Source organism: Streptomyces spinoverrucosus (assembly GCF_006539505.1).
GTDB classification, from domain to species: domain Bacteria; phylum Actinomycetota; class Actinomycetes; order Streptomycetales; family Streptomycetaceae; genus Streptomyces; species Streptomyces spinoverrucosus.
Map to the genome: position 1 here is coordinate 1 of NZ_BJND01000041.1, position 25,425 is coordinate 25,425.

Genomic DNA, 25,425 nt, shown 5'->3' on the forward strand with positions numbered 1-25,425 from the left:
GCCCCCGATCAGCACGTTCGGCGCGCCGGTCACGATCATCGCGCCGCACGTCGTCTGGTCGCGGGCCCGCGCGGCCGGCAAGCCGCCGATGAGGACCTGGCCCTTGGCGAGCGCGGTCGGGTCGGGCTTGATCACGTTGGTCGGTCCGAGGGCCGCGTGCTGCGGGATCGGGCAGGTGATCACGCTGCCCACGCCGCTGACCACCGTGGTGGCGACGGCCGCGGGGCGGCCGCCGATCAGCACGCGCGCCACCGCCTGAGCGGCGGGGCCGGGCGGCGGCATGGCGATCACACCGCCGTGGCTGGTGGGGTCACCGGTACGGGCTGCGGCTGGCATACGGCGCTCCTTGCGGCAGATAAGAACTGGGTCAGTTGATCCGGATGAGCTTGGCCTTGAGGACGCCGAGCAGACCGCCGTCGACGGTGACGCCGGAGCTGCCGCTGATGTTCACGTCACGGCCGCCGATCTTCACCCCGACCCTGCCCTGGATGTCCACGTTCCGGCCGGACACGCTCACGTTGCCCCGCCCCGCGTCGAGGGTGATGCCCTTCTTGTCGAGCAGGACCGAGCTGAGCGGGCTAGTGCCCTTCCTGGCGTACACCGTCAGCTCGATCTGCCCCTTGCGCTGGTCGAGGCGTACTTCGAGCCGCTCGTCGGCGCTCACGAGACGGACTCCGGACAGGCCGGGAGCCCGTGCGTCCAGCAGCTCCATCCGATGCCCCGAACGCGACACGATGGAGCGGCGGTTGACCTTCCCGGTGGTCTTGTCGATCAGCGGGACGTCGTGCGGCGACGGCTTGTCGACGCCGTTGTAGAGCCCGCCGATGACGTACGGGCTGTCCAGCAGGCCCTGTTCGAAGCCGACCAGGACCTCGTCGTTGACCTCGGGGCTGACGACGCCTCCGCCGCCCTTGCCGCCCCACTGCACGGTGCGCACCCAGTCGGTGGTGTACGTGTCGTCCAGCCAGGGGAACTTCAGCTTCACCGCGCCGTTCTCGGCGCCGCCCGGCTCGCGTACGTCCGTCACCACCCCGATCGCGAGCCCCGGCATGCGCGGCCCGCGGGCCGGTGCGTTGGCGCCGGTCACCAGGCCGGTCAGGGAGCGGTCGGGGCTGGCGCTCACCCAGACCGTCGTGCGGTATCCGCCGTCCGGTTCGAGGATGTGCTGCACCGCCGTCGCCGTATAGCGGCCCGAGAACGCCTGCCCGACGTTGCCGAGCGCCACGGGCTTGCCCGCCCGCAACAGGGGATTGCCCTCGGCCACCACCTCCAGCTCCCCGAAGCCCGCGCTGACCTGATCGGCCACCGCGTCCGCGACCGCCTTCGTCTCGGCCTGGGTGCGGTACGGGGTGTCGGTGACGGTCAGCTTCGAGGACTTGCCGAACCGGGCGGCGAGCGCCGGACTCAGCCCCGGCACCACCGTGTCACTGTTCACCGACGGCTGCCGGGCCACCAGCGGCCGTTTCGTGGTGACGTCCCAGCCGCGCACCTCCACCTGCTGCGCACCGTCCGCGGCCGACAGGGAGGCCCGTAGCGCCAGCAGGTTGCGGCCGTACTCCAGCACCATCGGGTTCCGGGCGGCCGACGTCGACGGCGCGGGCGCGCCGGACGCCTTCGTCGGCCTGGTGAACTGCAGCAGCCCCTTGTCGTCGACCCGCACCTGCGCGCCGCTCTCGGCCGCCAGGAACTGCAGGAAGTCCCAGTCGGACACGTTCGCCTGCGACAGCTGCTTGTAGGTGACCGGCGCGGCCTGCACGGTGCCGCAGGCCAGCCCGGCCCCTGCGGCCACCTTGCGGACGATGGCCGACGCCGTCATGTTCCGGTACGCCACCACCTTCCGGCCCCGCTGCAGACGATGCGCCTTCGAATACGCACGCACCACCGTGAACGAGCCCGTGCGGTCCCGGTCCACCTCCAGGGCGGTCACCTCGCCGTTGAACAGCCGCTCGCGGGCCTGCCCGGTCACGGTCATCACCGAGACCTTGAGCGGGGTGCCGATGGTGATGCCGGTCTTCCTCAGGAACTCGTGGTCGGGGTCGCGGAAGGTGAGCACCGCCGCGTCCGGCAGGCCCACGTTCTCGTCGACCACGCAGCTCACCAGCTGGGCGGCCCAGACCGGCGGGAGTTCGCCGGGCGCCTCCACGATGGGATCCGCCGCGAACGACCGGCCGTCCCGTGCCCCGGCTGTCACTGTTCCTCCTCAGCGCCCGCGTCGCTCAGTGCCGGCACCACGAGTTCGGTGCCGGGTACGAGCGCCATCGGGTCGTCGATGTCGTTGGCCTCCGCGATGACCCGCCAGGCCGTCGCGTCGCCGTATTCCTGCCAGGCCAGCAGGGCCAGGCTGTCGCCCGCGACGACGACGTGCGTACTGCGGGCGGTGCGCGCGCCGGACGTCGGGTTCTGGCCCGCCGGGCCGACGCTCGCCTCCTCGATGGACAGTTGGCAGGTGGCCCGTAGCGGCTTGCCGTCCACGTCGAACAGCGTGTACGTCACGGACAGGCTGGAGAGCACCCCGTCGAACGACGTCGTCCGCGCGGTGCCCCACTCGAACCGCACCCACGGGCTGGCCGGTTTCTTGCGGCCCAGGCTGGCCTTCGTCGGCACGCAGGCCTTCATCAGCTTCTCCACCGCCTGCTCCACGGAGTTGTCGTGTGTGGCGGTGGCGTCCAGGAACACCTCCAGGCTCAGCTCGCGCGGGCCGCTGCCGACGAACTCGGGCAGCGCCGACTCCTCCGCCATCCGGGACGGGGAGCGCCGCCACTCGGTGGTCTTGCGCAGCTCCAGGGAGGAGGGGTTGAACTGGAGGTTGATCCGCGCGAGCGCCCCGCCGGGCTTCGCGCCGACCGAAGCGGGGGGCTCCTTCAGGGTCAGCTGGGCCCTGGCCCGACTGGTGCGGGACGCTGGGGGCATGCCGGGACTTCCTTTCCGGGACGATCACGTGCGCGGGGTTCATGAGGGCGGGTCAGGAGGGACGCAGCCCCTCGTGGGCGATCTCCAGGGTCTCCACCGCGGCCTGTGAGCTGCTGGGGTCGAAGGACGGCCCCTGCCAGCGCACCGGCACGATCCCGAAGACCTGCCAGCTGATGATTCGCGTCAGGTCCGGTTTCAGCGCCACGATCTCGCCGTCCTTGGGCTCCACCCGCTTCAGCGTCTCGTCGAGCCAGCGGCCGATCTTCGCCGTGTCGGCGGTGACCGGCCGGGTGAGCGTGATGTTCGACCAGGTCACCCGCCCAGGCAGGTTGTGGGTGAAACCGTTGTTGCCGCCCTCGGCGTAGGTCTCGATCTCGACCTCGGCGCCCATGCCGGAGCAGGTGTGGAAGGCGCCCAGGTCGTTGCCGCCGATCGCGAGCCGGAAGAACACGCTGGTCGCGAAGATGTTGTCCGTCATTCGTCCGTCATCCGTTCCGTGCCGGGCCCTCAGCGGCGTCCGTCGTAGGGGCGGCCTGTACGTTCCCGTCCGCGCCGCAGCTCGGTGCGCAGCAGCCGGGCCATCGGGTCGAGCAGGCGGCGCGCGAGGTCGTCCAGGTCGATGCCGGGGTCGTCCTGGGCTGTCTCGGCGCGGTGGGCCGTGCGCTTGGCGGAGGCCGACCGCGAACGGCCGTGCGCCGACTTGGCCGGTTCGGCGAGGTCACCGGCGACGGAGGCCGAACGCTGCCGACCACGCGTCGGGAGCGCCTTGTCCATGTTCCCCGGGAGTACGGAGTCGTCCGCGCTGTGGGGCGCTCGCTGGACGGGGGTTGCCGCGTCGCCGGGCGCTACGGGTCGGGGGCGGACCACGGGTACGTTGCGCGCCGGTGCCGACGCCGACGGGGCTGAGGGGCTGTTCGCGAGCGGCGGCGTCTGCGGGGCGGTCACGGGGAGGGGCCGCGCTGGTACGGCGGTGGCCGGGGCGAGTGCCCCGTGGGTCTCGCGGTGGGGCGACGCAGGGCGGACGATCGGGACGCGCTGGACGGCGACGGAGGAACTGGGGGTTCGTGGGCCCGAGTTCTCCGGGGTGGTGTTCGGGGTTGCGGGTGCAGCAGCGTACGTACCCGGAGACGGGCGTGCAGGTGTCCCGGTGTCGGTCTGGGCCTGGGGGGCGGGCGGGTCGCCCGGCCAGCGCATGGCCACCACGGGACGGGTGCTGGAGCGGGCGGCGGCGGGGGGCTGTGCCACGTCTTCCGGAGCACGGGTGTTCAGGGTGAGCGGGCGCGCGGGGAGCAGTTGGAGGGTGAGGGGTGCGGCCGGGGTGGAGTGTGCGGCGGTGCCGGTCACGGTGAGCGGGCGCGGGTCGGGGGCCGCGCCTACGGTGCCGTGGGGGCGGGGTGCCGGGGCGGGGGGCTGGTCGGTGGCAGGGGTCCGGGTGCCCGGGGTGGCTTCGGCCGGGGCGCGGGCCACGACGACGGGGCCCGGGGCGTCGGGGACTTGGGGGCGTTGGGTGCCGGGGTGTGGTGCGTTCTCTACCGGAACTACCGGAATTGCCACGCCCACGGCGCCTTCCGGCGCGGCGGCCGGGGACGGCGGAGTCACCAGCGGCGTGGCGGGCGCGTTTCCGTGGTCCGTGGGACCGGGCGTCGAGGTGCCCTGGGCGGAGGAGTCGTCCACAAGGCGGCGCTGGACATCGATCGACCCCAGCAACGGCGCGGCGGGCGCGCCCCAGTGCTCCGTAGGACCAGGCGTCGAGGTGCCCTGGGCGGAGGAGTCGTCCACGAGACGGCGCTGGACGTCAACCGACCCCACCAGCGGCGCAGCGGGCGCGTCCCCGTACTCCGTAGGACCAGGCGCCGAGACGCCCTGGGCGGAGGAGCCGTCCACGAGACGACGCTGGACGTCAACCGACCCCACCAGCGGCGCAGCGGGCGCGCCCCCGTACTCCGTGGCACCGGGCGCCGAGACGCCCTGAGTGGAGGAATCGTCCACGAGACGACGCTGGACATCGACCGACCCCACCAGCGGCGCGGCAGGCGCGTCCCTGTGCTCCGTAGGACCAGGCGCCGAGACGCCCTGTGCGGAGGAGCCGTCCGCAAGGCGGCGCTGGGCGTCCACCGACCCTTGCAGCGGCGCGTTCGCTCCGCTCTCTCCGCGCGCGGGCACTGCAGAATCGCTCGGCGTCCGTTCGCGATCCGGCGCGGGCCCCCGGTCGTCCTGGCGGGCCGGAGCGCGCTGGACGTCTGGGCGGGAAGCGCGGGCGCCGGACCGGGCCGAACCGGGTACGTCGGCGCTCGGCGGCAGCGCGGGCAGTGGCGCGCCCAGGCCGCCACGCGCGCGTGCCCCGGACCGACCCGAGTCGGACGTCCGGCGCGGGGCGGAGCCCTCCTGAACCGTTCCCCGCACGCCGCCGTCGGACGTGCCAGCGCCTTCCGTCTGGCGCTGGACGACAGGAAGCGCCGGACCGGACGCCGGGCGCGGGGCGGCGGTGCCCTCCGCCAACGGTGTGGCCGTGGAGGGCAGTTCGGTCAGCGGGGCGCCGAGAGGGGCGCGGCTTCCCGCGCGCGTGGCGGAACGCTGTACGGGGGCCGTCGAGGGCGCCCCAGTACCGGCCGGTGCTGTCGTGGCGGAGCCGGGTGGGTCAGGGATTGCGCCATGGCGCGGCGCCGGAGAGGCGACCGGCCGCAGGGCGGGGATACGGCGCACGGGTCCGGCCTGGCGCCGGGCGACGGTCAGGCGGGGCCCCACCGGGCGGAGCTGGACGGCCAGGTGGGACACATCGGCGCCAGCGGCGGAGGGCACCTCCGTCCGTGACCCCGTCGCCGTGCGCTGAACGGCCGGACCGGAAGACGTACGCCCCCCTGAACCGCCCGGCGACCGAGATGCGCTCCCGGAGTCCGGCCCAGGCGCGCCGGGCCGTGGGGTCAGGGGCCCGTCGACCGCTGTACCCGGGACCACCGCGACCCGTCGTACCAGCGGAATCTCCCGCGCGGCGGCCGGACGGCCGATGTCGGCGGGCCTCACGACCGGGGCCGTGCCCGGCTCCACGGCCCGTTGGACAGCGGGAAGCGACGAGGAGAGAACGGCGGGGGAATCCGCGGACGTGAGGCCGCGCGTGCGCGCAGCATCGGCCGAACGGCCCTCCCCCGCAGTGCTGTTGTCGCCGGAACGCGCGACCACGGGCCCGGACCCGGCGCCCGCGCCCACGCCCGCGCCCTCGTCCGCCAAGCCGGACGAGGCCGAGCTGGACGTCGTACGGGACGAGCCGGAACCGGAACCCGACGAACCCGCCGCCCCCGACCCGGACGAGCCCGATCCGAACGCCCCCGACCCCAACGATCCCGAACCCGACGCCCCCGACGACCGCACCCCCACACGCGCCCCGCGCACGACGGGCGTCGCCCCGCCGGCCGACGGCCGCCCCGCGTTGTCCGGGTTTCCGGCGTCCGAAGTACCGCCCAGCACCCCCTCCGCCCCCTCCGCCCGCACCGCCCGAAGCAGCAACGGCCCCCCACCCACCCCCGCACGAACGCCCCGCGCAGCCGCCGGACGGGCAACCCCACGCACCAGACCAGCCGGTGCCGTGGGCAGCACGGCATGGCCAAGGTCGGTGTCGAACGACGGGTTCTGCCAGGCCGCAAGACCCGCGCGGAAGACGAGACCGTCGCTCACGCCGAGCGGGGCACGGGAGACGGTGAGTTCCGGCGACGCCGTACGGCGCCAGCCGCCGTCCCAGTCGCCGGGCACGGAAGGAACCGAGGCACCGGCCGTCCCGGAGACACCCGAGCCGTCGCCGTCCGGGGCAGCGGATGCCGCCCGGCGGCGGCGCCACCTGTCCCGCCATGCCATCTGCTCAACCGCCTTCGTTCATGCGGGTGTTGATACGGGCGATCTCCGCCACCCACTGCTGCCGTTCGCCGTGGGTCAGGTCGAGGATCTCCTCGCGTGGCCAGTGGAAGTGATAGGCGATGTACGCGACCTCCTCCCGGAGCCGGGGAAGGGCGTACGTCACGATTCCCCCAGGCGCCCACCCGAGAGGTCGACCTCGAAGCCGCCCTCGCAGTGCGGGCAGGTCACCGCCGCCCGGGTGTGGCCCTCGCTGTTGACGCGGCGGTAGAAGTCCTGGAGGAACGCGACGTCGGTGGCGTACATCCGCTCCACGATCCCGGCGTGCACATCGGTGATGTCGCCGATCCGGGTGATCACCTGGCTCAGCAGTACGACGCTCAGGTACGCCGGGTTCTCCTTGACCCGCAGATCGATCTGCGGCCGCAGCTCGTCCCGGGCCGTGGCCAGCCGCATCGCGCCGTGGCGGTGCACGGTGCCCGCCTCGTCGACGTATCCGCGCGGCAGTTCGAACTCGAACTCGGTGCGCAGCCCGTGGTCCTGCCGGGGCGCCGGCGCGGCGGCGGAGGGTGCCGCCGCCTGCTGCGATCCCGGGGCGGGCGCCGTCATCTGGAGGATCTCGTCCAGGTTGCCCGCCGTCACCGTACGGCGCTTCATTCGACGACGATCTCCTCGAACACGATCGTGACGGACTCGGTGGCCGGAGACGAATCGCCCGCCTTCAGGGACGGGCCCTCCCACTTGGAGGCCCAGCCCTGCATCAGCTGGATACGGCGGACCGTGGTGCCCTCGGTGTCCTTGATCTCGATGGTGAGGTTCTGCCGCGCGGAGTTCACGGCGCCGTTGTTCAGGGTCTCCTTGATCCAGTTGGTGAACTCGCTGCTCTGGTCGAGTCCCCGGGTGATCGTGATCTCGCCGGCCTGCCGGGCGCCCGGCTGCTTGCGGATGATCTGCTTGCCCTCCGCAGTGACCTGCTTGACCTCGACGACATCCTCCTCGACGGTGAACCCGCTGATCTCCTGGATCGACTCGACCAGGTAGCCGCCGAGCTGCACGCCGAAGACATGGGTGGAAAGAGCATCGCCCGTTGCCATGACTGTCTGTCACCTTTCCTTACGGATCCCTTGGCGGACCCGTGGTCACTCGTCGATGAGGCTGGTGCTGTCGGAGAACTGGGCCAGCCGGAACACCACGAACTCCGCGGGCTTGACCGGCGAGACGCCGATCTCGCAGACGACCCGGCCCTGGTCGATGGACTCCTGCGGGTTGTTGTCGCGGTCGCACTTGACGTAGAACGCCTCTTCGGCGGTACGGCCGAACAGCGCGCCCCGCCGCCACTCCTCGGTGAGGAAGGCCGTGACGTTGCGCCGGATGCTCGACCAGAGCCGGTCGTCGTTCGGCTCGAAGACCACCCACTGGGTGCCGAGGAGGATCGACTCCTCCAGGTAGTTGAACAGGCGGCGCACGTTCAGGTAGCGCCAGGCCGGGTCGGAGGAGAGGGTGCGGGCGCCCCATACCCGGATGCCCCGGCCGGGGAAGGCCCGTACGCAGTTCACGCCGATCGGGTTCAGCAGGTCCTGCTCGCCCTTGCTGAGCCGGATCTCCAGATCGACCGCGCCGCGGATCACCTCGTTGGCGGGTGCCTTGTGCACGCCGCGCTCGGCGTCGCTGCGCGCCCACACACCGGCGATGTGACCGCTCGGCGGGACGGTGGTGTTGCGTCCGGCGGCCGGGTCGAAGACTCGCACCCACGGGTAGTAGAGGGTGGCGTACCGGGAGTCGTAGCCCGCCTCGTCGTTGCGCCAGGTGCGCACCTGCTGGGCGTTGAGCCCGGGCGGGGCGTCCAGGACGGCGACACGGTCGCCCATCTGCTCGCAGTGCGAGATCACCGCGAGCTGCACGGTGCGTACGCCCTCGGCGTCGATGTCGCCGCGCTGGTAGGCGCTCATCAGGTCCGGCACCGCGACCATGGTGATCTCGTCGATGGTCTCCAGGCCGCCGAAGCCGGTGCGGGCCGCGGCGTCGCCGACGTACTCCGCGGGGTCGAGGCGGACCACCTCGCCGGAGCCGGTGCCGGAGCCGGGCGTGGCGGGCGCGGCCGGGGCGTCGGCCAGCGTCACGGTCTGGTTGGCGGGCCTGGTCTGGGAGGCGCCCTGCTGCTCGGTGACCTCGATCAGCTTGGAGGCGCGGGCCTGGTTGACCAGGTAGCCCTTGACGTTCTTGCGGGTGGAGGCGTCGTACGTCTCCGCCACTTGCTCGCCCTGGCGGACCAGCACCTTGAAGCGGTCCTCGGGCGGGTTCTCGCCACCGGCGTCGGCGACCTCCACCGACACTCCGGAGACGCCCGGCCGGGCCGCGACCAGGAAACCGCCGAGCTCGACCGGTTCAGCCGCCTTGGCCTCCCGGCCCCGCCGGTCACCGCCCGCCGCCGGGGCGGAGGTGTCCTCGGCCGAGCCGCCGATCCGGACGATGTACGCGGCGCCGCCGCCGTTGGCGAAGTAGCCGTAGACCGAGTGGGGCAGATAGGCGCCCTCGGTGAAGCCGCCGAACAGCTGCGTGTACTGGTCCCAGCTGGTGACCAGCGTCGGCGTGTGGAACGGCCCGCGCTCGGCGAACCCGACGAACGCGGCGACGGCGGTGCCGACCCCCTCGATCGGTCGGGCACCGGACTGCACCTCCTCCACGTACACGCCCGGGGTGAGGTACGTCGGCATGCTCGCTCCTTCGCGTCCTGCGGGTCGGTCACCTGTGTCCAGGCCGAGTCTCGGCGAGGGCCCCGGCACGGCGACAGGGACGTGCGGACCTGGGCGGGGGCAAGACCGCTGCCTTTCCGGACGCCCCGCGCTGACCGTCCGGGCGTCGCTCGTCGCTGCCCCCGCACTGCCCGCGCGGACCTGGACCCCTTGTCCGCCCGCACGGTCCACTGGGGGGTCGTAGCAGGGGTGCGCCGACGAGGAGGCAGCGGGTGCAGACGTCCAGGCCGCGCACCGAGCGGACCGAACCACGGCAGCCGGCACGCCGCCAGGCCGCCGCCCGGTGGGAGACGGCCGGGGGCAGCGCCGCCCGACGGGAAACGTCCGGGGGCGGTGCCGCCCTGCCGCCCCCGCTCACCGCCGAGGTGCTCCGAGCGGTGCAGCGCAGTGCGGGCAACGCCGCGGTGACCGCCATGATCGCCCGCCGCGCACGCCCCGCACCCGCCCCGGAGCAGCAGCCGGACACCGGGGTGCCAGAGGTCCTGGGCACCGCCGGAAAGCCCCTCGCCGGGCCGGTGCGCCAGGAGATGGAGTCCCGGTTCGGCACCGACTTCTCCGACGTACGGCTGCACACCGGGGCCGCCGCCGCCCGCTCGGCCCGCGCCATCGGCGCCCGCGCCTACACCTCCGGCAGCCATGTCGTCCTCGGCGCCGGGGGCGGCGACAAGCACACCCTGGCGCATGAACTCACCCATGTCGTCCAGCAGCGCAACGGTCCGGTCTCGGGCACCGCCACCGGACACGGGTTCGCGTTGTCGGATCCGGGCGACCGCTTCGAGCGGGCCGCCGAGGCCAACGCGCACAAGGTCATGTCCGGGCCGGTGCCGGACGTGCAGCGGCTCCCGGCAGCGGAGCCCCACGCGGAGGCGGGGGTGGACACGGTGCAGCGGGCCAGCACCACCGTGCTGGAGAACGCGGTCGTGACGCACTACAGCCCCAGCAAGAGAAACGCCGAGCCCGCACGGGACCTGACCATCCAGCGTCCCCGGACGGTGACCGGCCCCATCACCCCGACGGGCACCGCCGGCCGGCCGGGCGCGCCGAACCCGATCGCGGTCAAGACGCTGCACACCGCCTACAAGAACAAGAAGGGTGCGCGTGGGGCGCCCACCGAGGCGCAGGTGTGGAAGGACCTGTTCGGCGGGGCGGGTTACGACCGCGGCCACGTCATGGGGCTGGAGGTGGGCGGCAGCGATGTCACGCAGAACATCGTCCCCCAGTGGTCCCTGAACCAGGGCACCGGCATGTGGCGCCGGATCGAGCAGGCGCTGGTGGGGGTGAGCACGGGCGACCTTCGCTTCGAGGTCAACTATCAGATGGGGCAGGGCAATCACCGGCGGGTGATGATCCCGGTCCGGATCGACATCTACCTCGACAACGCCTCCTACAGCTCGTGGGAGAACGAACCGGACACCAACGACCTGATCAGGGCGGGCCGGGACCCGAGCGACGCGGCGCAGTACTACATGGAGGCGAAGGAAGCGCTGAACGGCCGGACGACGCTGACCGAGGACGAGATGCAGAACTTCGCCCTGGCGGCGCTGTCCGAGGACAGGGCCACCTTCCTCGCCTACCGGGACTACGAGGCCGCGGTCGCCCAGGGCCAGAACCCCGGCAGCAGTACCGCCGACACCCACATGCAGGGCATGACCCGCTCGACCTTCTCCAAGGACCGCCGGGACAAGCTGATCGACTCGTACGTCAGCGCAGGCTGGGTGACGAAGTCCGGCACCGGCGCCACGGCGACCTACACCCTGGACGACGTCCCGGCTCCCGCGCCCGACAGCGACGTCAGTTCCAGCAGCGAGTCCGACGTCGAGATGTCCGACGACTCCCAGTTGCCGTCGCCAGGACAGCCGTTCGCGAGCATCCAGTACGGCTCGCAGAGCAGCGACTCCGATCCGGACTGGGAGGACGACCGGATGTCCACGGGCTCCTGATCAGGCGTTGCCGGCGTCCGCCATGTACGGACCGAACTCGCTCTCCAGGACCAGCCGTCCGAGCTTGCGGTACTCCTGGGCGACCGCCGTCACCACCTGCCGCATGGTGAGCGGCCGTCCGGACTCCGCCGCGAGGTAGGCGGCGGTCACCGCGCAGGCCCGGATCGAGCCGCCCGCCAGTTCGAAGCGGTCCGCGCAGAAGCGGAGGTCGAGGTCGTCGGCGCGGGGCAGCCGCTCGCCCAGGCAGCGGTCCCACAGGGCGAGGCGCTGGCCGGCGTCGGGCACCGGGAAGTCCGCCACCACGTCCAGGCGGCGCGTGAACGCCTCGTCGAGGTTGGCCCGCAGATTGGTGGTCAGCACCGCGATCCCGTCGAACGACTCCATGCGCTGCAGCAGATACGCCGACTCGATGTTGGCGTGCCGGTCGTGCGCGTCCTTCACCTCCGAGCGCTTGCCGAAGATCGCGTCGGCCTCGTCGAAGAGCAGTACCGCGTTGACCGCGGACGCCTCGGTGAAGATCCGCTCCAGGTTCTTCTCGGTCTCGCCGACGTACTTGTCCACAACTGTGGACAAGTCCACCACGTACAGGTCCATGCCCAGGTCGGCGGCGACGACCTCGGCGGACATGGTCTTGCCGGTGCCGGACTCCCCGGCGAACAGCGCGATCACCCCGCGCCCCCGGCCGCCGCCGGGCCGCATCCCCCACTGCCCGAGCACCTGCTCGCGGTGCCGTGCCCGCAACGCCAGTTCGCGCAGCCGCCGGTGGGTGGCGGGCGGGAGCACCAGGTCGTCCCAGCCGACGCCCGGCTCCACCCGGCGGGCGAGCCGGTCGAGCCCGGCGCCGTTCTGGGCCCGCACGGCGGCGCGCAGATCGTCGGGGCCGACGGGGCGGCCCGCGAGGGCGGCGGTGCGCAGCGCCACGTCGGCGGCGCGGCGCAACTGCCCGGAGTCCAGACGGTGCGCGGCGACCGCGCGGGCGAGGACGTCGGCGTCACCGGTCACACCGGGGCCGTGGTCCGCACCGGCGACCCGCGAGTCCGGGCGGTGCGCGGCGACCGCGTCGGCATCGCCGGTCACACCGAGCTCGTGGCCCGCACCGGCGACCCGCGAGTCCAGGCGGTGCCCGGCGACCGCGTCGGCATCGCCGGTCACACCGAGCTCGTGGCCCGCACCGACGACCCGCGAGTCCAGGCGGTGCCCGGCGACCGCCCGGGCGAGCACGTCGGCGTCACCGGTCACACCGGGCCCGTCGCCCGCACCGGCGACCCGCGAGTCCAGGCGGTGCCCGGCGACCGCCCGGGCGAGCACGTCGGCGTCACCGGTCGCACCGATCCCCTGGGCATCGGCGGCCCGTTCGAGGGCGTGCCGCCAGCGCGCGGCCTGGCGCTCGGGAGAAGGCGCCGGCACGGTCAGTACGACGGGGCTGTCGGCCGCCCACGCCGGGTCCCAGCCGACGGTGCCGTGCGTGAGCAGGGGGATCCCACGCAGCGCCGCGCACAACGCCCCCAGCGTGCGGGCCCGTTCGGCGGGTTCGGCGGGCAGCGCCTCCAGGGGGCCGAGGACGACCCCGGCACCGGTGAGGCGGGCTTCCAGCGCGGCCACCCGGGCGAGTTCCGGTACGTCGCCGGAGCGCCGGGCGAGCGCCACCGCGTCCAGGACCAGCGGACGCAGCCCGGCCGCGCGCAGGGCGGCGACGGCCAGTCCCTCGGCGTCACCGCCCCGCCCGCGCAAATGCACGAGCCCGACACCGGTCCCGGCCGCGATCGCCGCCCGCTGCACCTCCGCGGCCTCGGCGGTCGGGTCCTCTCGGGCCTCGCCGAGCACCCCGGCGAGCCGGGCGTCGGGCCGGTCGCCGCCCAGGAGGTGCGCGGTGACCCGGTCGGGCACCACCAGGACACGGGACAGCGGCGGCCGTTCGGGCTCGGTGACCTCCACCAGACCACCCGCGAGCAGCGGCGCCCCGGGCGCGAGCCGGAACCGGGCGGACGCCGCGCCGCCGACCCCGCACAGCTCCAACGCCAGCCCGACCGTGGGCCGACGCCGCGTCAGGTCGTCGTTGAGATAGCCGTAGAGCCGCTCGAAGCGCGCGTCCAGATCGGGCGCCACCGCGACCAGCAGCAGATCCAGATCCAGCGGCTCCAGCCCGAACCGCCGCGCAAGCCCGCCGAGTACGGAACCGGCGGGCGGGTGCCAGGGTTCATGCCCGGGTACTTCGAGCCCACCCGGCTCGTCCAGAATGCGCGCCACCGCCTCGGGGGTGAGGTACTGGCCCCGGTACGGGTCGTCGGGATCGGGATCGGCGTCCCGACGAACGGCGACGGCATGCCGGACACGCTCCTCGACGAGCCGAAGCCGCGTCCATACGGGGTCGACGTCGCGGGTGATTCCTGGCCTGCCGGTGCCTTCCGGCCCGCCGATGTCTCCCGGCCCGCCGATGTCTCCTGGCCCGCCGATGTCTCCTGGCCCGCCGATGTCTCCTGGCCCACCCGAGACCTCCGGCCCGCCCGGGCGACGGCTCCGGGCATCTCCGCCGGTGGCCCCCGGTCCACCGGAAACTCCGGGCCCGCCCGAGACTTCCGAACCACCGGAGACCTCCGACCCACCGGAGACCTCCGCCCCGCCCGGGCGACGGCTCCGGGCGTCTCCGCCGGTGGCCCCCGGTCCACCGCAAACTCCAGGCCCGCCCGAGACTTCCGAACCACCGGAGACCTCCGACCCACCGGTGACGTTCGGTCCCCGGGCGACCTCCGACCCCCCGGACACCTCCGACCCCCCGCTGACAACAGACTCCGCAGTGTCCATCACGCCTGCCGATCCCCCCGTCGACGGCGACGCGCCGCAGCAGCCGGCCGCTCGCGCTCCCCGGCGAAGCCCTCCGCCCCCGGGTCGCTCACCTCCGTGTAGCGCAACCGGCGTCCCGGCGAACCCTCCCCGCCCTCGCGCCGCGCCGCCGAGCGCACCACGAGCCCCTCCGTGACCGGCGGTGCGGCGGCCGTGGTCACCCCGGCGAGCGGCGCCCGTACCCGCACCCCGAGCGACGCCTTCAGCTCACCGCCGAGCGCCGACCACACGTCGGAGGCGGCCGGTGCGTCGAGGCCGGCGCCCGCGGTGTCCAGGCTCACGGTCAGGCCGAGTTCGGCGAGCGTGCCGGTGAGCAGCTGCGCGGGCAGCGTGTCGTGGGCCACCAGACGGGCCAGGACCTGCGAGAGCAGCCGGTGTTCGTCCTGGGGCCGGTTCGCCCACGCCGTGACCAGGTACGTCAGCTCGAACCAGCGCGGCGGGCTGCGCCGCGCCACGAGGTGGCCGTCCTCGTCGTACACCTCCCCGGCGCCGCTGCCGCGCCGAGTGGCGTCCTCGCGGATGTCGTACAGGAAGACGCAGACCGTCGGTGCGCTGCGGCGCGCCGCCCAGTCCCGGGTGGGGGCGTCGAAGACGACCTCGACGCCCGACGCCTCCAGGCCGGATTCGCCGAGCAGTCGGCGCAGCCCCTCGTCGACCTCGTGGATCACCGGCGCACCACCTGGTCGGGCGGCTGGATCGTGCCGCTGACCACCAGGAAGTCGGTCTGCACCGGCGAGAACCCGGGACCCCTGGCGGTGATGACGCGCGGCCCGGTCTGGTCCTTGGCGAGGATGAGCAGCTGGCCGATGAACGTGCCGTCCGGCTTCGGCACGGTCGGCGCCGCCGCCGCGGTGATCCCCGGCTTCCAGCGGAACCGCACCGGCACGCCCGGCGGGAAGTCCGTACCGCGCACCGAGGTGACGAAGCCGGGCTTGCCGATCGGCGGCACCGCGACGATCCGCGGCTGGAGGATGCGGATCCGCTGCCGGGCGGTGTTGTCGCCCCGGTCGGCGTCCGTGCCGGTGGTGGTGAGGTCGCCGGTGACGCGGCCGGTCAGCGCCTTGTCGGGGCTGAGCACGACCCGTACGACGGTACTCGCGCCCGGTTCCAGGTCCGGCAGCGCACACCGCCAGGAGCGGTCGCAGCCCGCCGGCGGCCCGCTGTTGGGGATGCCCCGGGGCAGGCCGATACGCAGCCGCAACCCGGTCGCCAGCGCGTTGCGGCCATTGCGCACGGTGTACGTCACCACGACGCGCCCGCCGACGTAGCCGGGGTTCGGCTGGGCGGTGACGCGCACCCCGGGCCCGGCCTCGGGCGCGTCCGGCTCCGGCGGCACGGTGGGCGGCACGGTCGTCGGCGGCGCGGGAGTGGGCGGCACAGCAGTGGGCGTGGGCGGCGTCGGGCTCGGGCTCGTCGGCGGCGGGGGCGGCGGAGCCTCACGCACCGGCACCACGGTCCGCCCCGCGTTGTCGCTGGGCCGCGGGTCCAGGACCGTACCGGCGACCGACCAGTCGACCGGCGCGTCGCCGGGCGTGACGCCGGTGAGGGTGACGTTCACCGGCACGGTGCTGCCGGGCGGCACCACGCCGACGTCGCACTGCAGGGAAGCGGCGTCGCAGGTGCCGCCGGGCCGGGTCAGCCGGGTGACGCGGACGCCGGGCGGCGGGGCGATGGTGAGGCGGGTGCCGGGTGAGGCAGCGGGGCCGTTGTTCACGACGTCGACGCGGACCGTGGTGGACCGGCCCACGACGACCTCCGCCGTCGTACCAGGCGCCCGCACCGCGAGGTCCACGGACTGCTGGACGCTCGGCTCCTTCTGCCGCCCCGGGAGACCGGCGGTGAGCGGCGTCAGCTCGCCGGACTCGATGTCCAACAGGGACAGCTTCTCAGGGCTGTTGCCCGGCAGCCCGGCGCGGGAGCTGAACACCAGCCCGGAGCCGTCGGCCGTCCAGGCGGCATCCCGCGGCTGGTACGGGCCGGTGGCGGAGGTGTCCGGCAGTTCCCGGCCGCAGGCGCCGGGAAGGTCGCGGGCGGTAGCGGGCAGCAGCACCTGGCAGTCGTCGCCGTTCACGGACGTCAAGAGGATGCCGCTGCGCTCATCGACCCGGCCGCCGCCGTTCTTGCGGTTGAAGGCGATGCTGAGCCCGTCCGGGGAGAACGCCGGGCTGTCGTCGATGACTTCGCAGTCGCCCGGGCAGACCGTGGCGCTCAAGTCGCGCTGTGCGCCCAGGTCGTTCACGGGCACGGTCCAGATGTGCTTGTTGCCGCCGCCCCCGTCGATCACGTGGTTGCGGGTGAAGGCCAGGGTGGTGCCGTCGGAGGACCAGGTGGGCTGGGCGTCCTGTCCCTGGAGCTGCCCGGCGGGCGGGGTGATCTGGCCGGTGATCGCACCGGTGGCCACCTCCGCGATGAGAATCCGGCTCGGTCCGGCAGCCTCTCCGACGCCGCCCGGCGACGTCCGCACGAAGGCCAGATACTTGCCGTCCGGGGAGAACGTCGGATCGGTGTCCCAATCGTTCGGGCCGCGCGCCGCGAGCGGCAAGGGCGCCGCGTTGGCACCATCGGCGTCGGCCATCCAGATCCGCTCGATCCGGCCGTCGGGGCTGTCCTCGAAGCGGGTCACCACGATCCGGCGGCCGTCGGGCGTGTAGTTCTGCCGCTCGGTCCACGGGTCGTACCCGGGCGCGGGCTGGAACAGCGGGTCCTTGGCGGGATCGGTGTTGGTGTCGGCCGCCGGGTCCTCCTTGAGGATCGTCAGCCCCAGGTCGCGCGGGTCGACCCCGTCGGACCGGACGTCCTGCAACGTCACCACGTTCGGCCCGGCCGCCGAGGTGCGCTCCACCACCACCCCGCCGCCGTCGAGCGGTCCGAGCCAGGTGGGCGAGAGGACCTCCCGGTCCTCGTTGAGCACCAGCGAGGGAACCTGTTCCGAGTGTGCGGTCGTCCGGAACACATGGTCCCAGTCGCCCTCGCACTCACAGGTGATCTCGGGGCTCAGGAACAGCACCCCGTCCCCGTCGGGCAGCCACGCTGCCCCGTGGGCACGCCAGTTCGCCTGCCCGCCCCCGAGCAGCGGCTCGTCGGAGGTCCCGTCGGTCACCCGCAGCCGGGGCAGGGACTGCCCGTCGACGGTGGTGGTGGCGGTGTACGCGATCCAGTTCCGGTTCTCGTCGTCGTTCACCGGGTTCCACGCGGGCTCGGTGGCCGCGCCGTTCGCCGGATCGGTGACCCGGGTGGCGGTGCCGCCGTTCAGCGGCCGTACGTAGATCTGCTGCCCGGCGAGCGGATCGCTGTCACTGGAGTACGCCAGCCGCTGCCCGTCGGGGGACACCGTCGGCCACTCCTCGTCGGAGGGCGTGTCGGTGAGCCGGGTCAGGCCGGTGCCGTCTGTCCGCACCAGCCACACATCCCGCTGCGTCCCCCCACCCAAACCGCCGGATCCGGCCGAGTCGAACACCACGGCCCGGCCGTCCGGCGTCAGCCGGGGGTGCGCCGCGTCCATGCCGCTGGTGAGCCGCCGTACGGAACCGTCCGCGGACCGCAGATAGATCTGCGGGTTCTTCTCGTCACGCCGACTGGCGAAGACCATCTGGTCGCCGAGGGCGGACGGCTGGACGTCGAGGTGGGCCGGGCCCGCGCCGAACAGCGGGGTGCTGGAGGTCGTGGTGTCGACCCGGCCGAGACTGCGGTGCCGGGTACCGGCGTACGCGATCCGGGTGTCCCCGGCGGCCTTCGCCCGCGGCCGGGACTCGGCGCTGCCCTGCCCGGCGGCGGCCGTGACCCCGAGCAACGGGATCAGCAGCAGCAACGACGTGCCGAGTCTGCCCAGGCGGTACCGCCCGCCGGGGCCAGCGGTTCCCATCACGGTCCCCCTCGCAGTGTGGTGCGGCATCGGGATGTGCCCCCGCCACCCTGCGACAGCCGCACACGACGCGGCAGGGCGGCGGGGCCGCACCCGGGGGAAGCGCGCGATGCGCTTTCGGGCAGTCCCGGCTTCCTCAGATCAGCCCGTTGCGCAGCGCGTAGCCCACCGCGTGGGCCCGGTTGCGCAGTTGCAGTCGCGTGATGATCTCGTGCAGGACGTTCTTGACGGTCCGTTCGGAGTACGACGTCTTGCGGGCTATCTCCGCGGTGTCCAGGCCTTCCGACACCAGGCGCAGCATGTCCGCCTCGCGCGTGGTCAGCGTGGACAGGGACACGCCCCGCGGGTCGAGCGCCGAGCGCTGGAGGCTGCCCACGTGGGTGAGCAGCTTGCCGAGCAGGTCGCCCGGCAGCACGCCCTCGCCGTTGGCTGTCGCCAGGACCAGGTGCAGGAGCTGGTCCTGGTCGGCCTCGGCACGCCGCAGCACCGCCGCCACGCCGCACTCGATGACGCGGGGCAGTGTGCCGGGCCCGAGGGTGCCGACGACGAGGCCGGTGCGGGTGGCGGTGTTGTGCCGCAGCCGGTGCAGCAGGGCGGCCACGTCGTCGTCGACGTGGTCCACGATCACCAGCGACACCTGGGCCTGCTCGGCGTCGGTGTCGTCGAGCAGGTCGACCTCGGGGCGCTGGCGCAGCTGCTGGACGACGCCGACGCGCAGCACCGGATCGGCGGCGTAGACGGCGACGGTCACCCGCTCCGGGCGGCCGGAACGGGAGGCGGGGCGGTGCGTGTCCCGCGCCGGAGCGGCGGGCACGCGGGACGTGGTGGTCGGGGCCGGGCTGTGTTCCGTAGGGCAGGTCATGGAGGGTTACCTGTCTCATGGGTTCGTGGGGGGTGGATACGGGCTCGATGCGACCACCGCCAAGGCGGCGCCCGCGAGGCGGCTCGCCGGAACAGCAAGGCCCTGCAAGCGAGTTGGCCCTGACTCGGCGGGCATCGCGACTGCCCAGGTGTTGCCCTCGCGCTCCTCGTGACGCCCCCGGACCCGGCCCTACCGTGCTGGCGTGACGCCTTCTGCAGCCGCTTCCGGTCCCGGCGCGCCCGGTCTCGACATCCCGTCGGTGACAGTGGCGCCGGGTGACACCGCCACGACCACTGTGACCGTCCGCAACGACAGCGACATCGTCGAGGCGTACAGCCTGGAGGTCGTCGGCGACTGCGCCGCCTGGACGACCGTGGAACCCGCGCGGGTCTCGCTCTATCCCGGCACCTCCGAAACGGTGACGATCCGTCTGGAGCCACCGCGTTCACCGGAGATCCGGGCCGGTGAGATGCCCCTCGGAGTGCGGGTGCTGCCGACCGAGCACCCCGAGTCGGTACGGGTCCTCGAAACGACCGTGCACATCGAGGAGTTCCACGAGCTGCACACCGAGCTCATCCCGCGCCGCCGGCGCGGCTGGCTGCGCGGCCGCTACCGGCTGGCCGTGCGCAACCAGGGCAACTCCCCGGTGCGGGTGGGCTTCACCCCCGGCCAGCAGGGCGAGGAGCTGGCCTTCGCCTTCAACCCGGCGGAGCCGAAGCTGGAGCCCGGCGAGTCGACGGAGGTCGGACTTCGGGTCCGCACGGCCAAGCCGGTGTGGTTCGGCGCCCCGGCGACATGGCCGTTCACCGTGAACGCCGCGGAATCCCGCGACGAGGAGGACACCCCCGGAGACGAGCCCACCGCCCCGGCGCCGCTGGACGCGGAGTTCGTCCAGATCCCGATCTTCCCGAGATGGCTGCTGGTCCTGCTCGCGGCACTGCTGGCGCTGCTGCTGGCCTGGTTCGCACTGGTGCGCCCGGCGGTGCGCAGCGCCGCCAAGGAAGCGGCCACCGAAGCGGTCCAGCCACGCCCGACGCCCGCCGGACAGGGCGACGGACAGACCCCGGGCGCCGCCCCCGGCGGCGGCACGGACGCCCGGCCCGGTGGCGGCGGCCAGGAGTCGGGCGCACCGGCCGGCGCCGGTCCCGGCGGAGACGGCGGCTCGGGCACCGGCGACGGCACGTCGGTCGGCGGGGGCCAGCAGAGCTCGGCGACGATCGACCTGGAGACGTCCGCCGGAGAGACGAAGACCGGCACATACCAGGTCCCCCAGGACAGCGTCTTCGGCGTGACGGACATCGTCGTCGCCAACTTCCAGGGCGACGAGGGCCTGTTGACGATCACCTTCGGCGACCGCAAGGTCACCACGATCGCGCTGGAGACCTTCCGCAACCAGGACTATCACTGGGTGACCCCCATCAAGATCCCTGAGAACGACACCGTGACCGTCGAAGTGACCTGCCAGAAGCCGGGCACACCGGCCACCGGCCGACAGGCGGCGGGATGCCACGAGGTCCTGAACGTGAGCGGCGTGCTCAGCCGCACCACGCAGTGACTCCAGCCTCACACGTTCGACATTGTCGATCGGTGTAGGCGCCATCCGAAAGCGTTGGATCTTGTTCCGACCGGAAATAGACAACCTCGGTCTGAAAACCAGCGACATAAGTGAACATCAGTCACTGACCCACCCACCCGTCCGACGCCCTGCGTTTCGGTCACACCCAGGTGATCGGAACAGCCCCCTACGCCAAGTGCACCTCCAACGCCGCCCGCACCCCCGACTCCAACGCCCCCTCGATCCAGGACGGTTTCACCGAGGTGTGGTCGCCGGCGAAGTGGAGCGGGCCCTCGGGGGCGCGAATGGCCGCGAGGAGTTCCGTGTGCTGGCCGGGGAGCAGGACGGACGCCTCGCCGTAGGCGTACGGGTCGCGCAGCCAGCTCTGGGTGCGGCCGGCGCCCGTGTAGAAGACCTCGACGCGCTGGCCGTAGACCTGTTGCAGGCCCCGCAGGGCGTGCGGATAGCGGGCGTCGTCGTCGAGGGAGTCCCAGCGGGAGGCGTCGTCTGCCCAGCTGTAGGAGGCGAGGACGACACCGCCCGCGCTGCCGTGCACCGGGTGGGACGGGTTGATCAGGAAGCGGTTGGCGTTGTCCGAGACCGAGCCGCCGCCGACGATCCCCGCCGCCTCCGGCTGGTCACGGGTGGCCCAGCGGTTGGCGGCGTAGTGGACGCGCTGGCCCGCGGTGATGTGCCCGGGCGGCACGGACGGATGCGCGCCGAGCAGGCTGCCGTCGGCGGGCGCCCGGCCCTGCCGGTACTCCTCGTACAGCCCGGGCCGCACCGCGTCGAGCTCCCGCTTCCAGTCGTCCTCGCCGAACTCCCACCACCGGCGGCTGAATTCGAGCAGCACCTTGGTCGCGCTGTCGTAGTGCAGCTCGGCCACGGCACGCCGTTTGCCGTACGACATCAGCGGCCTGACCTGCATCTGCCGCAGCCCGGAGAACGGCACCGTGACGATCGCGAGGTCACCGGTGAACTCCTCGCGGACCACCTTGCCGTTCCGCCCCTCGGACACCGTGTCGATCCACACACGCGGCCCGCCGGGCCGGACGTGGGAGAGGTCGCCCTTGCGGTCCGGGTCCCACCACTCGATGTGCGTGGCCCGGCGGTCCATCCGCACCACGTCCGCCACCTGCCGCAGCAACGCGTCCGGCAGCATCGCCGTACCGCCGGTCAGCTCCCAGAACTCGGTGTCGGGGCTGATCAGCGACTGGCTGATGAAGCTGTGGATGAAGGACAGCGGCAGCCGTGAGGTCAGGTTCTCCAGGGTGCCGATCAGGTCGATGGTGCGTTCGTCGAAACCGGCCTGCTCGGTCAGGAACCGGTACATGGACCAGTCACCGAACCGCTGGATCACCCGCGCCCAGCCCTCGACCCGCTCCGGCATGGGCTTGTCGACCCGCTTGCCGTCCGGCCCGGCCGTGCTGAACTCGTCGCGTACGGGGTCCAGGGCCCTGCGCAGGATCGTGCCGGAGGGCGTGTCCCAGTACTTGCGCGGCACGCCGAACGACCGGTTGACCTTGCGCGGCGCCCGCGCGTACTCGGCGCGGCGCATCCGGACGCCGTTGACGTGCAGCCAGGCACGGTTGACCGGCCTGCCCTCACCGTCGACGTCGACCAGGTGGAACCGGCGCTTCTTCAGGTCCAGTTGCTCGATGAGAGCCATCACCAGCGGGTGGCTGCCGGGGATGCGCATCGCCCCGGCCTCCGCGTACTGCCGTGGATCGGCGAACGGCTGCGCCGCGTTCTCGTGCCCGCCGGTGCGGAAGGTCTTGATCCGGCCGCCGACCCGGTTGCCGTTGGCCTCCAGCAGCGTCACGCGATGTCCGGCCCGTTTCAGCAGCCAGGCGGCCAGAAGACCGGCCGGGCCCGCGCCGACCACCAGCACCTTCTTGGCGTCCTTGGTCCGCGCGCGGGGCAGCCCGTCGCCGAGGATCTTCCGGTACGTCGGCACCAGCGGCTCGTTGCGCTCGTCGACGACCAGCAGCGCACGGGCCACGGCGAGACAGGTGTCCCAGTCGGCGGTGGATCTGGGCGGACAGGGGGCGGCGGCCGGGGCCTGCGGGGGAGCGGCGGGTACGGCGGGTGCGGCGGCGGCCGGGTCGGCGGCGGTCAGTCCCAGCGCGGTCGCGGTCGCGGCCGTACCGGCCACGGTGGTGAACTGTCGCCGGGAGAACGGACGGTGGGTGCCTGTGGTGATGGTGGTGCCGTGGTCATCCATACGTCCCTGGATACGGGGGACGGCGTACGTCCGGCAGCGCGATCGGCGCCGACCACCGGAACGTGGGAGCGCCCCGGGGCACGCCCGACGCCCGGCGACCGCCTGAGCGGACGTATCACTCCCACGCGCCCGGCGCGCACCACCACCGGTGCCCGCCGGGAGGTTTGACGGGCGCGGCGGCGTTCAGCGCAAGCTCAGAGGCCGAACTCCTGAGGGGACAGGCCCAGCACCGAGCAGGCCTCCCGCAGCACCTGCTCCTCCGCCGGTGCGACATAACCGTCCGCCCCGGCGATGACGAACCCGGTCTGGACGACCGCTCTGGCCTCCGCCGGCTTCTTCGCCGCCTTGGCGATCTCCTGCATGACCTGCGTCTTGCCCTGCGGGAAGTCGAACGCCAGCCGGTCGACGTGCTGGTTGAAACGCTGGCGCAGCTGCTCCGGCGGGAAGTTCTGCAGGACGTCGTTGCTCAGGATCAGCGACTCCACGTGCTGTCGCTCGGTCGGGTCGACATGGCCGTCGGCGGCCGCGACCAGGGCGCACATGGCCATGCTGGCGTCCCGGTAGGCGCCGCTCTTCAACTCCGTCTTCAGGGAGGTGAGCTGCGACTTGAGCGTATTCACCAACTGGGCCCGCGAGCCGCCCGAGGACCCGGAGCCCGGCCTGCCGTGCCCGCCGGCACCGCCGAAAGCGCCATGACCACCCTGCCCACCGTGTCCGCCCTGTGCGCCGGAGCCACGCGCGCCCTGGGCCTGCTGCTGCAGGTTCTTGGCCTGGTCCTTGATCCGATCCCACATAGCCATCCGTGCCACCTCGGCTTCAGCCGTGTCGTTCCGGTCGCCGGCGTGCGTGTCCGCACCCGTCCTCCTGGCAACGCCTGCCCGTTCCCCGAAGTTCCATGACCACGCCCGGACGGCCCAAGGCAAGTGACGCGGATCACGCACGGCGGACCGATCACTTGCCCGCCCGCCGCCGGTCATCACGTGCGACAACCGCAGGATCTCCCGGCAGAAAAGGACGCGACCGCCATGACCGCACCCGTGAAGGGCCCCGCCAGCTACTTCCCGTCGATCGAGAAGAAGTACGGCCGTCCGATTGCGGAGTGGAAGGACCTGATCCGCGCCTCGCCCCTGACCAAGCACATGGAACTCGTCTCCTGGCTCAAGACCGATCACGGCCTGGGCCACGGCCACGCCAACGCACTCGTGGCGCACACCCTCGCCGAGGACTGATGCACGGGCCGCCAGCAGGGCGTCTACCGGGAGGTGGCGCTCTGTTTCGGGATGATCCGGGGTGAGGAGGGGCGGTCGCGTCGCGGTGGGGGCGGTGCGGCGTTCGGGTTCACCCGGCGGATCTCCTGGGTCGTGGAGGTGCCCGGCTCATCACTGGGCGGGGGCGGGGAGGGCGGCCGCGAGCGGTGGCGGGGCAGGGTGCGCCGGGGCGGGCGGGTCAGGGTGATCTGCCGTACGAGCTGCTGAAAGCACGCCAGCGCCGCGAGACCCGGCAGGGCCGCCGTCACGATGTCCACGACGGTTCTGGGCGCCTGCGCGACACATAAAAGCATCGCCGCGGACGAAAAGAAGAGGATCACACACCAGGAGTGCACGGCCCGGCGTTGATGGAGCGCTGCGCGCAGGACGGACAGCGAGGCGACCACCCACGGACCGTAGATCAGCAAAGGCCACAAGGAAACGATGCCGTTGTCGGTACGGTTAACGGAAAGACGCAGCGGTTCGTAGACGGCCAGTCCGCCGAAGAAACTCACGCCGCATGCGATGACCGCCGCCAGCGCGGCCATGACCCGGCTGACTGCGCGAAGGATGTTCGGGCCGCCGCGTTCACGTGGCTTGCGGTGACCTTTCGGGGAATCCCTCAACGGTGGCAGTTCCGCCGTGATCTCCTGGAGATTTTCCAGCGGTGTGCCGGGGGCGGGAACGGTGACCGGGGCATCCGCCGGGGGGACGCCGGAGGCCTCCTCCGCCAGCGCGTCCTGGAGCATGAACGCCAGCTCCTCGGCGGGATCCCAGCCGGAGTCCGGTGGAACCAGGGGTTGCGAGAACGCTTCGGACGGACCTCGATGCCGGCCGGTGCCATGACCCTGCGTATACATAGCGAATTCTTGCTATTTCGCCGTAGGGAAAGCGGACGTGCCCTGCGACCTGATCCACCGTCGGGCGAGATCGGCTTCCATCTCGGCCATGACATCCAGAAAATGGCGAAGAATCGGCTCGGTGGCCCGGAGTGTGACGGGGGGTCCGTCTTTGGTAAGTGTTCCGTTGACACTGGCCGAGCAGTGTGCCGGGGCGGGAATGTATGTATAGGGACCCATGGTCACCGCATGTCCCGCAAACCTGCCCCCTCGCTGCTGACTCGCCAACAGGCCGAAAATACCGTCCCTGGTTGCCTTGGTCATATCCAAACTAACGGCACCCGATTGCGCCGGATGCGCAGCAAACGGGTGAAGGATCAAGGTAATGAAACGATTTCCCCGCCCGGCAATAAGCAGATGACTCGCCTTACATTCCGGTGCGGGCGCCCGGCGGCGTCGGGCCCGCCGACGGCGCTCATCACCGCGTAACCCGCAGCCCACTGCCCGCGGGCGCCGTCGTCCGCGTACCTTCATACCTTGCGCCGAGCA

Annotated in this window: 19 protein-coding genes; 3 read left to right on the top strand and 16 right to left on the bottom strand. The window is 72.8% G+C overall.

Annotated elements, in window-relative coordinates:
* The 9 genes from SSP24_RS26145 to SSP24_RS26180 all read right to left on the bottom strand — a co-directional run.
* Positions 1-336, bottom strand: a 336-nt coding sequence (locus tag SSP24_RS26145) for a PAAR domain-containing protein (RefSeq protein ID WP_141312152.1), incomplete at its 3' end; no start/stop codon positions are given.
* Positions 337-367: 31 nt separating this feature from the next.
* Positions 368-2,191, bottom strand: a complete 1,824-nt coding sequence (locus tag SSP24_RS26150; RefSeq protein WP_141312153.1) for a VgrG-related protein — start codon at positions 2,189-2,191, stop codon at positions 368-370.
* A complete protein-coding gene (locus tag SSP24_RS26155; protein ID WP_141312154.1) occupies positions 2,188-2,910 on the bottom strand; it encodes a CIS tube protein in 723 nt (240 codons plus the stop codon). The genes SSP24_RS26150 and SSP24_RS26155 overlap by 4 nt, the downstream gene beginning before the upstream one ends.
* A gap of 52 nt (positions 2,911-2,962) precedes the next feature.
* A complete protein-coding gene (locus SSP24_RS26160; RefSeq protein ID WP_141312155.1) occupies positions 2,963-3,388 on the bottom strand; it encodes a phage tail protein in 426 nt (141 codons plus the stop codon).
* A 29-nt stretch (positions 3,389-3,417) separates the two neighbouring features.
* On the bottom strand, positions 3,418-4,899 hold the full coding sequence (locus tag SSP24_RS26165) for a hypothetical protein (RefSeq protein ID WP_141312156.1): 1,482 nt from the start codon (positions 4,897-4,899) through the stop codon (positions 3,418-3,420).
* A 1,861-nt stretch (positions 4,900-6,760) separates the two neighbouring features.
* Positions 6,761-6,919, bottom strand: a complete 159-nt coding sequence (locus tag SSP24_RS43035; protein WP_167529706.1) for a DUF6760 family protein — start codon at positions 6,917-6,919, stop codon at positions 6,761-6,763.
* On the bottom strand, positions 6,916-7,410 hold the full coding sequence (locus tag SSP24_RS26170) for a zinc-ribbon domain-containing protein (protein WP_141312157.1): 495 nt from the start codon (positions 7,408-7,410) through the stop codon (positions 6,916-6,918). The genes SSP24_RS43035 and SSP24_RS26170 overlap by 4 nt, the downstream gene beginning before the upstream one ends.
* On the bottom strand, positions 7,407-7,847 hold the full coding sequence (locus SSP24_RS26175) for a phage tail protein (RefSeq protein ID WP_141312158.1): 441 nt from the start codon (positions 7,845-7,847) through the stop codon (positions 7,407-7,409). Before SSP24_RS26175 ends, SSP24_RS26170 begins: the two co-directional genes overlap by 4 nt.
* Before the next feature lie 45 nt (positions 7,848-7,892).
* Positions 7,893-9,467 (bottom strand): phage tail sheath family protein, encoded by a 1,575-nt coding sequence (locus SSP24_RS26180; RefSeq protein ID WP_141312159.1) that lies wholly within the window; start codon positions 9,465-9,467, stop codon positions 7,893-7,895.
* A 251-nt stretch (positions 9,468-9,718) separates the two neighbouring features.
* Here SSP24_RS26180 and SSP24_RS26185 point away from each other — a divergent pair, with 251 nt between their 5' ends.
* Positions 9,719-11,446, top strand: a complete 1,728-nt coding sequence (locus tag SSP24_RS26185; protein ID WP_229865030.1) for an eCIS core domain-containing protein — start codon at positions 9,719-9,721, stop codon at positions 11,444-11,446.
* Here SSP24_RS26185 and SSP24_RS44295 read toward each other — a convergent pair whose 3' ends face one another.
* The 4 genes from SSP24_RS44295 to SSP24_RS26205 all read right to left on the bottom strand — a co-directional run bounded on the left by SSP24_RS44295 (position 11,447) and on the right by SSP24_RS26205 (position 19,011).
* Entirely contained in the window at positions 11,447-13,864 is a 2,418-nt protein-coding gene (locus tag SSP24_RS44295) for an ATP-binding protein (RefSeq protein WP_229865099.1), read from the bottom strand.
* A 383-nt stretch (positions 13,865-14,247) separates the two neighbouring features.
* Positions 14,248-14,955, bottom strand: coding sequence for a Pvc16 family protein (locus SSP24_RS26195; RefSeq protein WP_141312160.1), 708 nt, complete (start codon positions 14,953-14,955; stop codon positions 14,248-14,250).
* Positions 14,952-18,149 carry a DUF11 domain-containing protein gene (locus SSP24_RS26200; protein WP_218037105.1) on the bottom strand — a complete coding sequence of 1,066 codons (3,198 nt, stop codon included), beginning with the start codon at positions 18,147-18,149 and terminating at the stop codon, positions 14,952-14,954. The genes SSP24_RS26195 and SSP24_RS26200 overlap by 4 nt, the downstream gene beginning before the upstream one ends.
* Before the next feature lie 136 nt (positions 18,150-18,285).
* Positions 18,286-19,011, bottom strand: a complete 726-nt coding sequence (locus tag SSP24_RS26205; RefSeq protein WP_141312162.1) for a helix-turn-helix transcriptional regulator — start codon at positions 19,009-19,011, stop codon at positions 18,286-18,288.
* A 202-nt stretch (positions 19,012-19,213) separates the two neighbouring features.
* Here SSP24_RS26205 and SSP24_RS26210 point away from each other — a divergent pair, with 202 nt between their 5' ends.
* The gene (locus SSP24_RS26210) at positions 19,214-20,566 is read left to right on the top strand and encodes a COG1470 family protein (RefSeq protein WP_373306681.1); all 1,353 of its coding nucleotides are present in this window, start codon (positions 19,214-19,216) and stop codon (positions 20,564-20,566) included.
* A gap of 187 nt (positions 20,567-20,753) precedes the next feature.
* Here the strand turns inward: SSP24_RS26210 and lgoX are convergent, their stop codons facing one another.
* Complete coding sequence (gene lgoX, locus SSP24_RS26215) at positions 20,754-22,790, bottom strand: L-glutamate oxidase LgoX (protein ID WP_141312163.1); 2,037 nt, start codon at positions 22,788-22,790, stop codon at positions 20,754-20,756.
* 194 nt (positions 22,791-22,984) lie between these two features.
* On the bottom strand, positions 22,985-23,590 hold the full coding sequence (locus SSP24_RS26220; protein ID WP_174864714.1) for a tellurite resistance TerB family protein: 606 nt from the start codon (positions 23,588-23,590) through the stop codon (positions 22,985-22,987).
* 225 nt (positions 23,591-23,815) lie between these two features.
* Here SSP24_RS26220 and SSP24_RS26225 point away from each other — a divergent pair, with 225 nt between their 5' ends.
* Positions 23,816-24,019 (top strand): DUF4287 domain-containing protein, encoded by a 204-nt coding sequence (locus SSP24_RS26225; RefSeq protein ID WP_141312164.1) that lies wholly within the window; start codon positions 23,816-23,818, stop codon positions 24,017-24,019.
* Between the two features lie 23 nt (positions 24,020-24,042).
* Here the strand turns inward: SSP24_RS26225 and SSP24_RS44300 are convergent, their stop codons facing one another.
* Positions 24,043-24,786 (bottom strand): hypothetical protein, encoded by a 744-nt coding sequence (locus tag SSP24_RS44300; RefSeq protein ID WP_373306682.1) that lies wholly within the window; start codon positions 24,784-24,786, stop codon positions 24,043-24,045.
* Positions 24,787-25,425 lie beyond the last annotated feature (639 nt).

Coding starts and splice junctions, on each gene's coding strand:
- SSP24_RS26160 (WP_141312155.1), bottom strand. CDS start 3,388: ATGACGGACAACATCTTCGCGACCAGCGTGTTCTTCCGGCTCGCGATC.
- SSP24_RS26205 (WP_141312162.1), bottom strand. CDS start 19,011: ATGACCTGCCCTACGGAACACAGCCCGGCCCCGACCACCACGTCCCGC.
- lgoX (WP_141312163.1), bottom strand. CDS start 22,790: ATGGATGACCACGGCACCACCATCACCACAGGCACCCACCGTCCGTTC.
- SSP24_RS26225 (WP_141312164.1), top strand. CDS start 23,816: ATGACCGCACCCGTGAAGGGCCCCGCCAGCTACTTCCCGTCGATCGAG.
- SSP24_RS26175 (WP_141312158.1), bottom strand. CDS start 7,847: ATGGCAACGGGCGATGCTCTTTCCACCCATGTCTTCGGCGTGCAGCTC.
- SSP24_RS26170 (WP_141312157.1), bottom strand. CDS start 7,410: ATGAAGCGCCGTACGGTGACGGCGGGCAACCTGGACGAGATCCTCCAG.
- SSP24_RS26200 (WP_218037105.1), bottom strand. CDS start 18,149: ATGGGAACCGCTGGCCCCGGCGGGCGGTACCGCCTGGGCAGACTCGGC.
- SSP24_RS44300 (WP_373306682.1), bottom strand. CDS start 24,786: ATGCTCCAGGACGCGCTGGCGGAGGAGGCCTCCGGCGTCCCCCCGGCG.
- SSP24_RS26180 (WP_141312159.1), bottom strand. CDS start 9,467: ATGCCGACGTACCTCACCCCGGGCGTGTACGTGGAGGAGGTGCAGTCC.
- SSP24_RS26155 (WP_141312154.1), bottom strand. CDS start 2,910: ATGCCCCCAGCGTCCCGCACCAGTCGGGCCAGGGCCCAGCTGACCCTG.
- SSP24_RS26220 (WP_174864714.1), bottom strand. CDS start 23,590: ATGGCTATGTGGGATCGGATCAAGGACCAGGCCAAGAACCTGCAGCAG.